This window comes from Caproicibacterium sp. XB2 (assembly GCF_044880635.1).
Lineage (GTDB): Bacteria > Bacillota > Clostridia > Oscillospirales > Acutalibacteraceae > Caproicibacterium > Caproicibacterium lactatifermentans.
The window spans coordinates 1,461,201-1,476,811 of sequence record NZ_CP173227.1; the positions used below are offsets into that span (position 1 = coordinate 1,461,201).

A 15,611-nucleotide genomic window follows, 5' to 3' on the forward strand; every position below is an offset into this window, starting at 1 on the left:
TTTAAATCTTATCATTCGAACTTTTTTGTATTTTTTCTGTTTCCGGCACTTTTTCAGCGGATGGTTCTTTTTTCGGTTGGTCTGTGCTGGCAGCTTCCGGCAAGCGGGCGTACAGCTCACACAGGTCGTGCAGCTGTACCGCAAGAGCTTCAGTAACCTGCCCCCGCTGCAAACGCCAGCGCCAGTTATTTCCGATAGTGGCCGGATAATTGGTGCGGGCCTCATTGCCAAGGCCAAGTAAGTCCTGCATTTGAATCATCGCGGTATCCGCCACACTTTCGTAGGCGGCACAAATGCAGGCCGCCGGCAGGTGCTCCCTCTTTTTAACGTGCAGATAGTCACACGCAAAGTGGAGAGCGCGCCGCGGCTGGTGGGCAAAAAAGCCCTTCAGCGTTTCATTATCGTGCGTTCCGCTGTAAACAACGCTGTTTGCCGTATAGTGGCAGGGCAGATTTCCGTTTTTGCTGGTGTCGTTAAATGCAAACTGCAAAATTTTCATGCCTGGATAGCCGGCTTCGTCGCGCAGCTGATACACTTCCGGTACGACACAGCCCAAATCCTCGGCAATAATATGGGAATCCCCCATGACACTGCTAATGGCCCTGACCAATGCTTCGCCGGGACTGTGGCGCCATTCGCCGTACATAGCGGTAGGTTCGCCATAAGGAATGGCATAATACCGCACCATGCCGATAAAGTGGTCAATACGCACAATGTCATACAGCTTTGCAGAAAAAGCCATCCGCTTTTTCCACCACGCAAAGCCGTCCTGCTCCATGTGTTCCCAATGGTAAAGCGGGTTGCCCCACAGCTGCCCGGTCGCGCTGAAATTATCCGGCGGCACACCGGACACAGCGGTGGGACGGCGCTGTTTGTCCAACTGGAATAGGGATGGATGCCGCCAGACGTCCGCACTGTCCAATGATACATAAATCGGAATGTCACCGATAATGCGAACACCGCGCACATTTGCGTATGCTTTCAGTTTATACCACTGACGGAAAAACTGATATTGGCAGAACTTCCAAAAATCAATTTCATCCTGCAGCAAAAGGCGGAAACCTTCCACAGCTTTCGGTTCATTCATGCGGATATCTTCCGGCCACTTCAGCCATTCATGAGCGCCAAAGTGCATTTTAATCGCCATATACAGGCTGTAGTCGTCCAGCCACTCCTCGTTGCTGCTGCAAAAAGTGCGGTAATCCGCGCTCTGACGAAAATTGCTGCGCTGAAATGCCTTATGCAGTACGGCGAAGCGGTTTTGATAAATTTTTGCGTAATCAACAAATTCCGGGTTATTGCCCCAGTCCGGCGCATTCACTTCTTCCGGGGTAAGCAGCCCTTCCTCGACAAAGGTGTCAAGGTCGATAAAATAGGGATTGCCGGCAAACGCCGAAAAGCTTTGGTAGGGACTGTCCCCATAGCTGGTCGGTCCCAGCGGCAGCACCTGCCAGTAGCGCTGACCAGCCGCCTGCAGGAAATCGACAAAGCGGTACGCTTCCTCACCAAACGTACCAATACCGTGTGCTGACGGCAGACTGGCCACCGGCAGCAGCACACCTGCCCCGCGCCCAAGTGGCGCCTGTTTGTGTAACATAGACATATCTTTTCCCCTTCCCCTGTCCATTCTTCATGGCAGCGGTATTTTTCAGCCTTTCACGGCACCGGCCACAACACCTTCAATAATATATTTCTGGCATAGCGCGTAGAAAATAATAATCGGAATAACAGCGAGAATCAGCATGGCCATCATGGCACCCATATCAATACTGCCGTAGCCGCCCTGCAGGTACTGAATGGCAATTGGAATGGTCGGATAATCCTTGCCCATTACAAGGTAAGGCATCAGGTAATCGTTCCACACCCACATGGTGTTCAGAATAGCGACAGTAACCGCTGTTGGCTTCATAACTGGAAATACAATCTTAAAGAAGCACTGCAGCGGATTGCAGCCGTCTATGGTGGCCGCCTCTTCTATGTCAATGGGAACTCCCTTGACAAAACCAGAGAACATAAACACGGACATACCTGCACCGAAGCCCAGATATAATACCAAAATGCCGACCGGATTGGACAGATGCAGCACATCAGCCACTTTCGTCATCGCGTACATAACCATCTGGAACGGAATCACCATAGAGAACACAAACAAATAGTACAGCGTGCTGGTATAGTGATTTTTCACACGCGTGATAAACCACGCTGTCATAGAAGTAAACAGAACAATCAAAATGACCGCAAACACCGTGATGAATACAGACCGGCCCAGTGCGTCAAAGAAGTGAATTTTTTCAACGCCATTGATATAGTTTTTAAAGCCGACAAATGTTTTTGGCTGAATGCCCGCTTCACCGAGGTCCTGCTTCGCAAAAGTTGGAAATGTAAATGGCTGGTCCGAAATGAACAGCTTTCCTTTAAAGGAGTTCATCAGGACAATCAGGATTGGCGCGATGAACATACATGAAAGGGCAATCAGCAGAATCGTAATGATTACATTTGCTGTTTTTCTTTTTTTAAGCATCAGTTCTCGACCTCCTTACTGCGGGTAGCACGCAGCTGCAGCATGGCGATGACTGCCAGAATCGCTGCAAACACCACTGCCTTTGCCTGACCAACACCTTCATAGCCCGGACGGTTATAGAAGGTTTTGTAAATATCCAGCGCAACCAGCGCGGAATCGTTGCCCGGGGCGCCGTTCGTCAGTGCGAGGTTCTGGTCAAAAAGCTTAAATGAATTGGTCAGCGTCATAAACATGCAAATCGTAATGGCTGGCATAACCATGGGGATTTTCACATGAAGCAGCGTCTGCCATGATGTGGCGCCGTCTATCTCGGCTGCCTCAATCAGGTCTGGGCTGACGTTCTGCAGACCGGCGATGTAAATAACCATCATGTAGCCGGTCATCTGCCAGCACATCAGGATAATCAGTCCGTAAATGCCGTATTTGCCGTCACTGGTCAAAGTCAGATTATAGCGGGCCAGCACGCCATTGAAAATGAGCTGCCAGATATAGCCCAGCACAATGCCGCCGATAAGGTTTGGCATGAAGAAAATGGTGCGGAACGCATTGGTGCCGCGCATCTTGCGGGTAAGAAGCAACGCAAATAGAAACGCGAACAGGTTAATCAACACGACCGTGGCAATGGTAAACAGGACTGTGCGGCCCAGTGCCGGCAGGAACGTATCATCACCGGAAAAAGCACGGATATAATTTGAGAAGCCGGCAAATTTTGCGTCTGTCACCGTTGTAAACTTGGCAAAGGAAAGCCCTAAGCCCATGACGAACGGAACGAGAAACGCAATAGCGAAGCAAATAAACGTAGGCAATGTAAAGACCGCCCAGTATTTGCGCAGCATTTTTTGCATAACTGGATTCCTCCTTCAGTATTTTTCAGTACGATTATATGATAAGTCCATATATCGGGGATAGAATGGAAGTAAAAACCTATTTGGAACAAAAAAATAGTGAGTGAGTTTTCTGCAACTGCACCCACTATTTCAATTCCGACCAGCTGCTGAGTCAGCCAGCCGCTGAAAAAAGACTCAGCTCTGCGTGGAGGCCGCCGCTTCTGTCTTCCATGTCTTTACAACGTCACTCTTCACGTCGTCCCAAGATTTCTGGCCCTGTGCATAGGAAAGCAGGTCTGCGCCGAACTTGTTCTTAAAGTTCTGGCTCGGGAAGCAGGTGAAATCCCACGGAACGGTCTTTATGCCGGACTTGTTCTGCCACTCGGAAACCTGTTTTGCCAGCGGATCATCTGGGGACTTGCCTTTAAAGGTATCGTATGGAGCAATGAAGCCGAGGCCGCCGTCAGTAGCGTTCTTGGTTACATAGTCCATGCCTTCGCCTGTGTACAGCCAGTTGAGGAAGTCCTGAGAGGCCTTCTGGTCAGCTGCGGAAGCCTTGTTGTTGATGCAGGCAAAGTTTTCTGTGCCGATGCACAAGCCCTGTTTTTCCTCACCGCTATGGCCGGTGTAGATAGGCAGGAACTTGACGTCGTTCTTATCTACCACATTGCCGTCCACCTTGCCGATGTCGCTCCATACCCAGTTGCCGTTCTGCATCATGGCTGCCTGGCCAAGTGCGAATTCACCGGTGGAATCGCCGACGCTCTTGCTGCCCAGCATTTTCTTATCTGTGACAGAGTTGTTGAGGTAGAGGTCGAAGATGTTTTTGTATTCGTTGGCATACTTAAACTGGATCTCTTTCACGCTGGAGTTCACATTGATGTTGGAATCCTGCAGTTCATGGGTAATCGGTACGTTGGCCAGATGTGTCTGCCAGCGCCAATCTTCGCCGCTCTTCAGGGAAGTGCTTGCAAACACGCCCTTAATGCCCAGCTTGCTCTTCTTCGCGGTCATGTCCTCAACCACAGCCTTGAGCTTTGCAAAGTTGTTGATTTCGTCCACGCTCTTGGCCTTGGCACCGTCAAGCTTAAAGTATTTGTCCATAATTGCCTGATTATAAATGATGCCATAGCCTTCTACTGCCAGCGGCAGGCCAACAACCTTGCTGCCGTCCTTTAGTGCAAGGGAGTTGTCGGTCAGGTGCTTTGTCATATCAGCATTGGTAAGGTCGGCACAGTAGCTGCCCCATGTTTTGTAGCCAACCGGACCGTTGCAGATGAAAATGGTCGGTGCGTCGCTCTTGGCCATTTCGGATTTCAGCGTCTGCTCATAAGTACCGGATGCTGCTGTCTGTACCTTTACCTGCACGCCGGTTTTTTCGGTGTAGGCCTTTGCAATGGCGCTGAACTGATCCGCCTGCTCCGGCTTAAAGTTTAGGTAATAAACCTGCCCTTTGCCGGCCCCGCTGCTGTGGAGGCACCAGACGCTGCGCCGCCCGCTGCAGAGGAACTTGTGCTTTCGCCGCAACCGGCGAAGGAAACGGCTGCCAGAGAAGCCGCCAGAACCGCTGCAAAAATCCGTTTTGCACTCTTTCTCATTTTGTCACACACTCCTTTTCGCGTACAACCAATAGGTTTCCCATTTCTCCCTGCTTTCATGACTGCTTTCTTTATTTCCGCCACAATCCGGCATGTTTGTGAACTGTTTCGGAAACGTTTTCGGGATTGACTCTACTATAGCACAGCTTTTCCGCAGATGCAAGTATTTTTTGTGATTTTTTTTAAATTCTTTTCTTATTACAAATTCTTTTTGTCTGTATTGACGCTTTATTCTTCAAAAGCAACAAAGCGGCTGCCGAAGCAGTCGCCTTGTTCTGTGCAAATTGTTTTCATGGAATTTTGCCGTTTACTGATGACTTTTCACCGAATTCCCAGGAGATGCACAGGAACCTCCGGTAACGATTTCAGTTGGAAAAATGATATGGCGGTTCGGCCCTTTTTTCTCCATTAGACTAATCAGAACTTCCACCGTCTTTTTCGCAATGCTTTCTTTTGGCTGGCGCACGGTACAAATGGAAGGCTCATAGAATCGGGCCATGTCGGTGCCATCGAAGCCCATAACAGAAATATCCTGCGGTACACGCAGGCCCGCATTGAAGATTGCCTTGCAGGCACCCACTGCCAGTGAGTCCGCCACACAGAAAACAGCACTGGGCTGCCGGCTGCCGGACAGCAGTTCACAGGTGGCATCATAGCCGCGCTGCATGGTAAACAGGCCACCGTAACGCACCAGTGTCGGGTCCAGTGGAATATGGTGCTGTTTCAGAGCATCATAGTAACCGCTTAGACGTTGGCCGGAAACACCGCCGGAATCGTTCTCTATGCCGCCAAGGATTGCAATATCGCGGTGCCCGATGGAAACCAGATAATTGACTGCCTCCATGGCGGCCTGCCGGTCGTCAACGTGCACGCTGGAATAAGTGCTGTGGTCAATGCCGCTGAGGGTTGTGGTGCAGAAAACCGCTGGTACCGGCAGGCGCTTCAGCTGCTCCAGCGAATGGATAAAATAGCCGCCGCAGATAATCAAGCCCTTCAGCCGCTTTTCCATAACCAACTGTACTGCCGTATCCACCCCGCTGACGCCATTGGTTACACGATGTGGTACCAATGTGTAGCCGTGCGCATTGATTTCTGCTTCTATAATGTCGGAAAGGTCCGTAATAAATGGGGTAGCGCTGCCTTCCATCAGCAGCCCGACCGCATTGCTGTGGGTGCGTTTCAGGTTGCGGGCCGCATTGTTCGGCTGGTAGTCACATTCCGCAATGACACGCTGTACACGCCGCTTTGTTCCCTCGCTTACGTCCGGGTAATTATTTAGGACGCGGGATACAGTGGTAACTGACACACCGGCCATTTTTGCAATATCTCTGATACTCAGTGTACTCATAAGCGTTACTTCCTGTCTGCCTGTTGTCGGTACCGCCTGTTTTTTAAAGAAATCGTGCAAAAACAGCAGTATAGCATTTGTTTTTATGGTATCATCTTATACAGCACATGTCAATCTTGCCAGCAGCAGGATTTACAGGCATGCCTGCAGCTGTCCGTGACCTTGCGGGCGGCAGGCCGGCCAAAGTACCCCATAAGGCCAAAACTTTCCCTTCAATGGTCCCACCCCTTGTGGGGTTTGCAGTGCCTGTATGACATAATTTTCACACTTTTATTGAAAAAAGGACAAAAATATTCTTTATTTTTTTCGACTATTTGTTCCTTTTTCCTTTGTTTTCTTTGCTGTATGGTGTATAATAAAGTTGTATGTGATGAACCGCAGCCTGCCTTCAGTAGACTGTAAATTATCTGAAATGGAAGGACGAAAAATTCATGCTTGAAAAAATGATTGAAACGCTGAAAGCAAATCCGCGCCGCATTGTCTTTACAGAAGGCCCGGACCCCCGTATTCTGACAGCTGCCAGCCGCCTGAAAAAGGAAGGCTTCCTAACTCCGGTGCTTATCGGCAACCCGGACAAAGTAAATGCCTCCGCAAAAAAGGCCAGCCTGGACATTGACGGCATTGAAATCGTCGATATCGACACATTCCCGGACTTTGAAAAAATGGTGGCACGGATGGTCGAACTGCGCCGCGGCAAAATGGATGAGGCTACCTGCCGCGCCAATCTGAAAAAGTCCAACTACTTCGGCACCATGTACGTAAAAATGGGCTATGCGGACGCTCTGCTGGGCGGCGCAACCTATTCCACCGCTGACACCGTGCGCCCGGCCCTGCAGCTTATCAAATGCAAGCCCGGCCACAAAATCGTAACCAGCTGCTTCGTTCTGGACCGTCCGGACGGCAAAGGCGGAGAAGAAGCCTATGCCATGGGCGACTGCGCCATCAACATCGAACCGAACGCTGACGACCTGGTGGAAATTGCGCAGGGCACTGTAGAAACTGCCCGCCTGTTCGGCATTGATCCGAAGGTTGCTATGCTGTCCTACAGCACAAAGGGTTCCGGCAAGGGCGAAAGCGTTGACAAAATGCGCACTGCTACCGAAAAGCTGCTGGCTACCAACCCCGACTTCCCGGCTGACGGCGAGCTGCAGTTCGACGCCGCTGTTGTTCCGGAAGTTGCTTCCCTGAAGGCTCCCGGTTCCAAAATTTCCGGCAAAGCAAACGTTTATATCTTCCCGGACATCGACGCCGGCAATATTGCCTATAAGATGGTTCAGCGTCTTGGCGGTTTTGAAGCAATGGGCCCAATCCTCGGCGGCCTGAACGCACCAATCAACGACCTCTCCCGCGGCTGCAATGCTGAGGAAGTTTACAAAATGGCAATTATCACCGCAGCCCAGCTGTAAAAACAGACGGGGTGCCTGATTGCAAACATACATACCCTGACTTTAATCTGCAGAAACGGACAGAGCCGAAAACGGCATCTGCCCGTTTCTGCTTTTCTGCCTTTTCGACAGCTGCAGCTAAACAAAAAAGGATTGACAAAAACAGTGCATTGCCTATAATATAGTATGGATTCGATATCTGGTAGGTGAGGCTCCTACAGGGATACGGACTGCTGCCGCGGAGTGGTGGAGACACTATGAGAAGGTTTGAACAGGTTATATCGACAACAAGGTATAACATAATGCAGTTTCATCGCCCTGTAAAGCTAAAGCTCAAACATCGGTGCGGAAACAGCAGTTTTTCCCATACAGGTGCTTTGGGCTCCCGTATGGGATTTTTGCTTTTCGGGCAATTATTTTCCGGTACCGTATCCTGCTGATAAATTATTTTCGGAGGTGAGAAGAATGGACGCAGGAAGTAGCAGCGGCACAAAACCTGGCGGGCGAACCGGGTACAGAAAACCACCGCCTTGCGGTCTGTTTTTCTGCATCCGCGGAACAGGAACCGGTTGAATGGTCTTTGTTCCTTTTTGCCCAAACCAGTGTGTCATACTTCCATGCATTTTTTCAGCACTACAGAAAGAATGGAGGTACAGACCCTATGAAAAAGAAATTGGAACTCCGCACCGCATCGACAAAAACACATACCGTCAGCGAGCGGCTCCTATACGCCGTGCAGCACACCCCGGCAGAAGCCTGCTGTCAGCTGCACTCCACCCCACACGGCCTGACCGAAGAGCAGGCCGCCCAGTCCCGGGAAGATTACGGCAGCAACATTGTTACCCACGGCAAAAAGACGCCGCTGCTGCTGCGCATTGTTAAATCTTTCGCGGACCCGTTTACGGGCATCCTTTTGCTGCTGGTAATTGTTTCTGCCGTAACGGATATTATTCTGCCACCACCCGGACAGAAAAATCCGGCAACCGTCATTATTATTCTGTCCATTATCCTGCTTTCCGGCATCATCCGCTTTGTGCAGGAAACGCGCAGCGGCAACGCCGCCGAAAAACTGTCCGAAATGATTCGCACCACTACCTGTGTGGAACGTTCTGACACCGGCAGCCGTGAAATCCCGCTGGACGAAGTAGCGGTTGGTGATATTGTTCACCTGAGCGCCGGCGATATGATTCCAGCAGATATCCGCATTACTGCCGCCAAAGACCTGTTCGTCAGCCAGTCCGCTCTGACTGGTGAAAGCGAACCAGTGGAAAAATATGTGTGCCAAACAAACGAAAAGGGAACGGTTACCGACAATCCCAACGCCGCCCTAATGGGCACCACTGTCATCAGCGGTGCCGCACGCGGTATTGTGTGCGCCGTCGGCAATCAAACCATGCTGGGAAGCATGGCAAAGGAACTTTCCGCAAAACCGCCCAAAACGAGTTTTGAAAAAGGCATCGACTCGGTTTCTTGGATTCTCATTCGCTTTATGCTGGTCATGGTACCCATTGTATTGTTTATCAATGGCTTTACAAAAGGCAACTGGATGAGCGCCCTGTTGTTTGCTATCTCGGTTGCCGTGGGCCTGACACCGGAAATGCTGCCCATGCTGGTGACCACCTGCCTTGCAAGCGGCGCCTTGTCTATGTCCAAAAAGAAAGTCATCATTAAAAACCTAAATTCCATTCAGGACCTCGGCTCCATAGACATTCTCTGCACCGATAAAACCGGCACCCTGACACAGGACAAAGTCGCCCTGGAATACAATCTGAACCTGGAAGGAAAAGAGGATGCGCGCGTCCTGCGGCACGGTTTTTTAAACAGCTACTATCAGACCGGTCTGAAAAACCTAATGGACCTGGCCATCATTGACCGCACCCGTGAACTGGAAGCTACCACGCCCCTGCTGAACGGCATTTCCGACAGCTATATCAAAGTGGACGAAATTCCCTTTGACTTTGACCGCCGCCGCATGAGTGTTGTAGTTGCCAACAAAAGCGGTAAAACACAAATGATTACCAAGGGTGCCGTAGAAGAAATGCTTTCTGTTTCTTCTTATGCGGAATATAAGGGACAGGTCATTCCGCTGACCGAAGATATAAAGGAAATGGTGCGCGGCAAAGTCGGCGAATTGAACAACGCGGGAATGCGCGTGATTGCGGTTGCACAGAAAACCAACCCCTCTCCGGTCGGCGCTTTCTCTGTACAGGACGAAAGCGGCATGGTGCTGATTGGTTACCTCGCTTTTCTGGACCCGCCGAAGGAAACCGCCGCTAAAGCCATTTGTGCCCTGCAGAAATATGGTGTGCAGGTCAAGGTTCTGACCGGTGACAACGACAAAGTCACCCGCTGCATCTGCCGCAAGGTCGGAATTTCGGCAGACCGTATTCTGCTGGGTGAGGAACTGGAGCAAATGACCGATGACGACCTGAAGCGGCGTGCCGAAAACACCTCCATTTTTGCGAAGCTTTCCCCTACCCAAAAGGCCCGCATTGTGCGCGTCCTGCGGGAGGACGGCCACACCGTTGGCTATATGGGTGACGGCATCAATGATGCCGCCGCTATGAAAGCCGCAGACGTTGGCATTTCAGTCGATACCGCTGTGGATATTGCAAAAGAAAGTGCCAACGTCATTCTGCTGGAAAAAGACCTGATGATTCTGGAAGAAGGAATTCTGGAGGGCCGCCGGACCTACGGCAACATGATGAAATACATCAAGATGTCCTCCTCCTCCAACTTTGGCAATATTTTTTCCGTGCTGGCTGCCAGTGCTTTCCTTCCGTTTCTGCCCATGCGTCCGGAGCATCTGCTGCTTCTGAACCTGCTGTATGACATTACCTGTATTGCAATTCCATGGGACAATGTAGACCGTGAGTTCTTAGCAAAGCCGCGCAAATGGGACGCCTCCTCGATTGGCCGCTTTATGGTTTGGATGGGACCGACCAGCTCGGTCTTTGATATCGCGACCTACCTTGTGCTGTACTTTATCCTTTGTCCAGCGGTCTGCGGTGGGCAGTCTTACCGCGCCATTACAGACCCCGCCATGCGTGCCCTGTTTGTTTCGGTCTTTCAGACAGGCTGGTTTGTGGAATCCATGTGGACACAGACGTCCGTTATCCACATGATTCGCACACCGAAAATTCCGTTTATTCAAAGCTGTGCCTCACGTCCACTGCTGCTGATGACCGCCTGCGGCATTGGGCTGGTTACCCTGCTCCCCTTCACACCGCTGCATTCGTTTCTCGGCTTTACGCCGCTGCCGGGTGCCTATTTCCCGTGGCTGCTTTTGTTCGTCGCAGCCTATATGGTACTAGCTACCGCGGCAAAGAAACTGTATATCCGCCGGTACGGTGAACTATTATAAAAAGATATAAAAACCGCTCTGCTGCAAAGCTCCAGCAGAGCGGTTTTTTACTGTCCGAATGTCCAGGAAAGCCATATAAGTGCCTGCAAAAAGCCATCCGAAAAATCTTATATTCTCTCTTGTATTATATTATCACACATGATAATATAATGAAAATGACAATGAAAGGAACCTCTGCAATGCTGGATAAGCTCATAGCGTGCTTCACTCACCCGGCAAAAAGCCGGCTTCTGTTGGAAATATACACCAAAAAACAGGCTACCGCCAAACAGCTGCGGCCGGTACTGGGGGATATTTCACAATCCACGCTGTACCGGTATCTAAACCAAATGTGCCAGGACGGCATTCTGAAAGTCATCGCTAAAAATCCTGTACGCGGCACAGTGGAAAAAGTATATGCCCTAAAAATAGACCTGCAGGCTGAGGGGGAAACACTTCTGAAAAAAGACCCTGCCAAAGGACTTCTGTACCTATTCACGCAGTATATGGCCGGCCTGCTGCAGGAATTTCGTGAATATGCAGAGCGGGAAGACGCGGACCCCACACAGGACGCGCTGAGCTTTACAGTTTGTCCGGTATGGGCAACGCGCGAAGAGATAGTCACCGTACTGCAAAAAATCGGCGAAATTTTGACGGAAATGCAGAAAAACCAGCCCGCACCCGGACGGCAGATGCACTCGATTGGTGTGATTGCAACACCGCCGAAAAAACTGGAAGAGGGAAAACCACAATGATGAAACCAATGCTGCAAATTCAAGACCTGACAAAACGCTTTGGCACAAAAACGGCGGTGGGCCACCTGAACTTGACGGTGGAACCGGGCGATATTTATGGCTTTATCGGCCAAAACGGTGCCGGCAAAACAACGACTATCCGCGCGGTGGTGGGCGTCATGCCCTTCGATGCGGGCGAAATTCGGATTGACGGCCACTCTGTACGGGAAGAACCGGTCCTATGCAAATCCGTAACTGCCTATATTCCGGACAATCCGGACCTGTACGAGTATTTGACCGGCATTCAGTATCTGGATTTTATCGGGGATATTTTTCGTGTGCCCGCCGACCGGCGGCAGAAACGCATTCGAAAGTACAGCAGTTTACTGGGGCTGACGCCGGTACTTGGGGATCTTATCTCCTCTTATTCCCACGGCATGAAGCAAAAACTGGCCGTACTGTCCACTTTTCTGCACACACCGAAACTGCTGGTACTAGACGAACCGTTTGTCGGATTGGACCCGGAAGCCTCCTATCACCTAAAGGCCATGATGCACGAGCTGTGTGCCGGCGGCAGTGCCATTTTCTTTTCCACTCATGTACTGGAAGTTGCCGAAAAGCTCTGCAACAAAATTGCCATTCTGAAGGACGGAAAATTGATAGCCAGTGGCAAAACCGAAGACGTACGCGGAAACAGCAGTTTGGAGGATGTCTTCCTGGAGGTGGTCGGCCATGAATCATAACACCCTGACACTGCTGAAAGTACAGATGCTTGGCTTTCTGGGGTGGAACCAAATGCGGCATTCCCATGTCAAAAAAGGAATGTCATCGTTCGCTATTCTCTGCTTTCTGTCCCTGCTGCTCATTTTTTACAGTGTCATACTGGCAATGGGCCTTGTGCTGGCAAAGATGGCCGCTCTCATTGCACCGCTGACCGCTGTTATCTGCGTTGTGATTACACTGATTTCAACGCTCCAAAAAAGCAGACCGGCTTTGTTTACCTGCAGCGACTACGATTTGGTCATGGCACTGCCTGTCTCTGTTCGTGCCGTTGTGCAAAGCCGTCTGCTGAGTATTTACTGCATTAGCTTTTTGTTCAGCACTTCTTTTTTCCTGCCGGCAGGCATTGTCTGCGGTATGGCCGGCGGAAAAGACATTTCCTATTGGCTGATGCTGATTCCGGCGCTGTTTTTGCTGCCCTTGCTGCCCACCGCAGTCGGGGCTGTCCTCAGCGCCGCTATAACAGCGGCTTCTGTACGGTCCCGTCATAAAAACCTATTGTCCATTCTGCTTGGATTACTGTTGTTTATCGCTATCATGGCTGGGCTTTTCTTCTTCCTCGGCAGTGACCACCCCGGAACACAGCTGCAGGCTGCGGCGGTTTCAGTTTCGCGCGCTGCCGGAAAAATTTATCCGCCCGCGGCGTGGTACGCACTTGCAGTAAACAATGGAAACTGGGGCGCTTACCTGCTGTTCGCACTGGCATCCACGGGCATCACCGCCCTGCTTGTATCCATACTGACACACAATTACCCCGCCCTGCATGCTGCACTGGAAAACCAGCACACTGGCAGACAGCAGAATGTTTTACAGGCAGAAAAGAGAAAAATCCTTTCGCCGACCTCTGCTTTCTACCACAAGGAACTGCATCGTTACTTTTCCTGTCCGGTTTATGTTTTGAATACCATGCCCGGGCCAATTCTCATTGTTCTGTTCAGTGCTGTTTTGCTGTTCCTTTCGCCCGAAAAAGTGGCGTCTATGGCGGGTATACCAATCATTGCCGTATGGCTGCGGCGGTTGGCACCGCTGCTTCCATCCATGTTTGTCTGTATGAGCTGTACAACCGCCGCTTCCGTTTCACTGGAAGGAAAGACACGGTGGATTACCTGTTCCGCGCCGGTTTCCCAAAAGGTGGTTTTCCGTGCTAAAATAGCGGTCAATCTGACCATTTTGCTGCCGGCGGTTTTTGTCAGCGGCCTTCTGCTGCTGTTTGGTCTGCACCTGCCGCCTGTACAGGCAATTTTTACTTTTGTGCTGCCGTGTATTTATTCGCTGTTCATCGCAGTGGTCGGTCTGCTGCTGGACATTTCCCGCCCGCAGTTTGACTGGACCAGTGAAATGGTGCCGGTGAAACAAGGAATGCCGATGCTGTTTACGCTGCTGATTGGTTTTTTGGCTGTTTTCCCGCCCATTCTGCTGACATTCTCGTTTTCGGGAAGTGCTGCATTTATCTATGGTGGTACAGCTGTCCTCGTTTTGCTGCTGACCTGCCTATTATACCATCACCTGCTGCGCCTGCCGCTGCAGTGGCAGTAAGCTCTACGAAAAAGGCACCGCCGCAGAAAGGAATTCTGCGACGGTGTCTTTTTTAGCATTGCGATTCTATGTGTTTTTGTCCGCTTTGCTTTATGCCGGCGTACCGGTGAGGCGGTCAGTCGGTTTCATATTCGGAATAACACCCTTTACAATGTAAAGGATGACACAGAAAATCGCGAAGATAATTCCGGCCGGATAAGCAATCGCGGTCGAAAGATGCAGGCATTCCGGTGCCATAAACAAATAAGTAGCGGTGACCGCGGACATAAAGGTTGCCGGAATGGCTGCGACCAGAGAATACATAGTACCTGGTTTCCACTTGCACAGATACGCTGCGCCGGTCCAAAGGACAATCATGGCCAGCGTCTGGTTGGAATAGGAAAAGTAGCGCCAAATAACGGAAAAGTCCAGCTGTGTAAGCAGTGCGCCTACTGCAAACAGCGGAATGGAAATCTTCAGACGAGCCGGAATGCTCTTCTGGTCAATATGGAACCAGTCAGCGATTGTCAAACGTGCGCTGCGGAAAGCGGTATCTGCAGAAGTGATTGGGCAGATGCCAACGCCGATAACCGTCAGGATAACACCGACTGGGCCCAGCAGACCTTTGCCGATGTTATAAACCATAACGGACTGGTTGTTGTGCAGAGCCAGGCCGGCATCATACAGTCCCTTTGTGCCGCCGTAGAACGCAACACCAACAGTTGCCCAGATAAGCGCAATAACGCCCTCAGCGACCATGGCGCCGTAGAAAATTTTACGGTTTTTGCGCTCGTCGTCAATGCAGCGGCCAACGATTGGTGCCTGTGTGGAGTGGAAGCCGGAGCACGCGCCGCACGCCACAGTGACAAACATCATGGACCAGATAGGTGTTTTTGCCGGGTGCTGATTCGCCAGCGTCAATTCCTGAATTGGATAGCCGCCGGCAAAAACACCGCCCATAACGCCCACGCACATGGCAATGAGAATGACACCAAAAATCGGGTAAATCTTCCCGATAATTTTATCTACCGGGAACATCGTCGCCAGAAAATAATAAATCAGCAGAACAACAACCCAGAACTTCGTAGTCAGTGTGTTCGGTGTCAGTTCCGCAAACAGGCCGGCTGGGCCGGTAGTAAATGTGGCACCAATGAGAACCAGCAGGATAACGGAGAACACACGCATGACCTGCAGCATTCCTTTGCCAAGGTACCGGCCGACAACTTCCGAAATGGAGGCGCCGTCCTGCCGCATAGACAGTGTGCCGCTTAAAAAGTCGTGCACACCGCCGGCGAAAATTGTGCCAAACACAATCCAAAGGTACACCACCGGTCCCCATAGGGAACCCGCCAAAGCGCCGAAAATAGGGCCAAGACCTGCTATATTCAGCAGTTCGACCAAAAACGCACGCGGGGTGCTCATAGGAACAAAATCAACACCATCCGGATGTGCTTGGCATGGAGTGGGCGATTGGTGCGGCTGAAAAACTTTATCGACAACTTTACTGTATGTAAGGTAGCCGACAACCAGCAGAGCCAGTGCCACAAAAAAAGAAACCAT

At 50.9% G+C, this 15,611-nt stretch carries 11 protein-coding genes and 1 riboswitch; of the genes, 5 read left to right on the plus strand and 6 right to left on the minus strand.

Going from position 1 to position 15,611, the window contains the following annotated elements:
- Position 1 precedes the first annotated feature (1 nt).
- The 5 genes from malQ to ACIHKT_RS07365 all read right to left on the minus strand — a co-directional run bounded on the left by malQ (position 2) and on the right by ACIHKT_RS07365 (position 6,294).
- Positions 2-1,603, minus strand: coding sequence for a 4-alpha-glucanotransferase (malQ, locus tag ACIHKT_RS07345; protein WP_338031359.1), 1,602 nt, complete (start codon positions 1,601-1,603; stop codon positions 2-4).
- 45 nt (positions 1,604-1,648) lie between these two features.
- Positions 1,649-2,521 carry a carbohydrate ABC transporter permease gene (locus ACIHKT_RS07350; RefSeq protein WP_086036298.1) on the minus strand — a complete coding sequence of 291 codons (873 nt, stop codon included), beginning with the start codon at positions 2,519-2,521 and terminating at the stop codon, positions 1,649-1,651.
- On the minus strand, positions 2,521-3,366 hold the full coding sequence (locus ACIHKT_RS07355) for a carbohydrate ABC transporter permease (RefSeq protein ID WP_086036300.1): 846 nt from the start codon (positions 3,364-3,366) through the stop codon (positions 2,521-2,523). Before ACIHKT_RS07355 ends, ACIHKT_RS07350 begins: the two co-directional genes overlap by 1 nt.
- A 177-nt stretch (positions 3,367-3,543) precedes the next feature.
- Complete coding sequence (locus tag ACIHKT_RS07360; protein ID WP_404352231.1) at positions 3,544-4,875, minus strand: ABC transporter substrate-binding protein; 1,332 nt, start codon at positions 4,873-4,875, stop codon at positions 3,544-3,546.
- A gap of 378 nt (positions 4,876-5,253) precedes the next feature.
- The gene (locus ACIHKT_RS07365) at positions 5,254-6,294 is read right to left on the minus strand and encodes a LacI family DNA-binding transcriptional regulator (protein ID WP_086036302.1); all 1,041 of its coding nucleotides are present in this window, start codon (positions 6,292-6,294) and stop codon (positions 5,254-5,256) included.
- 431 nt (positions 6,295-6,725) lie between these two features.
- On the opposite strand from ACIHKT_RS07365, the gene pta reads away from it, so the two are divergent.
- The 5 genes from pta (at position 6,726) to ACIHKT_RS07390 (ending at position 14,072) form a co-directional block, all read left to right on the plus strand.
- Positions 6,726-7,700 (plus strand): phosphate acetyltransferase, encoded by a 975-nt coding sequence (gene pta, locus ACIHKT_RS07370; RefSeq protein WP_086036304.1) that lies wholly within the window; start codon positions 6,726-6,728, stop codon positions 7,698-7,700.
- Between the two features lie 170 nt (positions 7,701-7,870).
- Positions 7,871-8,030, plus strand: a riboswitch (M-box (ykoK) riboswitch).
- Between the two features lie 310 nt (positions 8,031-8,340).
- The gene (mgtA, locus tag ACIHKT_RS07375; RefSeq protein WP_086036308.1) at positions 8,341-11,043 is read left to right on the plus strand and encodes a magnesium-translocating P-type ATPase; all 2,703 of its coding nucleotides are present in this window, start codon (positions 8,341-8,343) and stop codon (positions 11,041-11,043) included.
- A gap of 179 nt (positions 11,044-11,222) precedes the next feature.
- Positions 11,223-11,777, plus strand: coding sequence for a hypothetical protein (locus ACIHKT_RS07380; protein ID WP_086036310.1), 555 nt, complete (start codon positions 11,223-11,225; stop codon positions 11,775-11,777).
- An 8-nt stretch (positions 11,778-11,785) separates the two neighbouring features.
- A complete protein-coding gene (locus ACIHKT_RS07385) occupies positions 11,786-12,499 on the plus strand; it encodes an ABC transporter ATP-binding protein (RefSeq protein WP_086036884.1) in 714 nt (237 codons plus the stop codon).
- Positions 12,489-14,072, plus strand: coding sequence for a hypothetical protein (locus ACIHKT_RS07390; RefSeq protein ID WP_086036312.1), 1,584 nt, complete (start codon positions 12,489-12,491; stop codon positions 14,070-14,072). Before ACIHKT_RS07385 ends, ACIHKT_RS07390 begins: the two co-directional genes overlap by 11 nt.
- A gap of 90 nt (positions 14,073-14,162) precedes the next feature.
- On the opposite strand, the gene ACIHKT_RS07395 is transcribed toward ACIHKT_RS07390, so the two are convergent.
- Entirely contained in the window at positions 14,163-15,611 is a 1,449-nt protein-coding gene (locus ACIHKT_RS07395; RefSeq protein WP_404352235.1) for a carbon starvation protein A, read from the minus strand.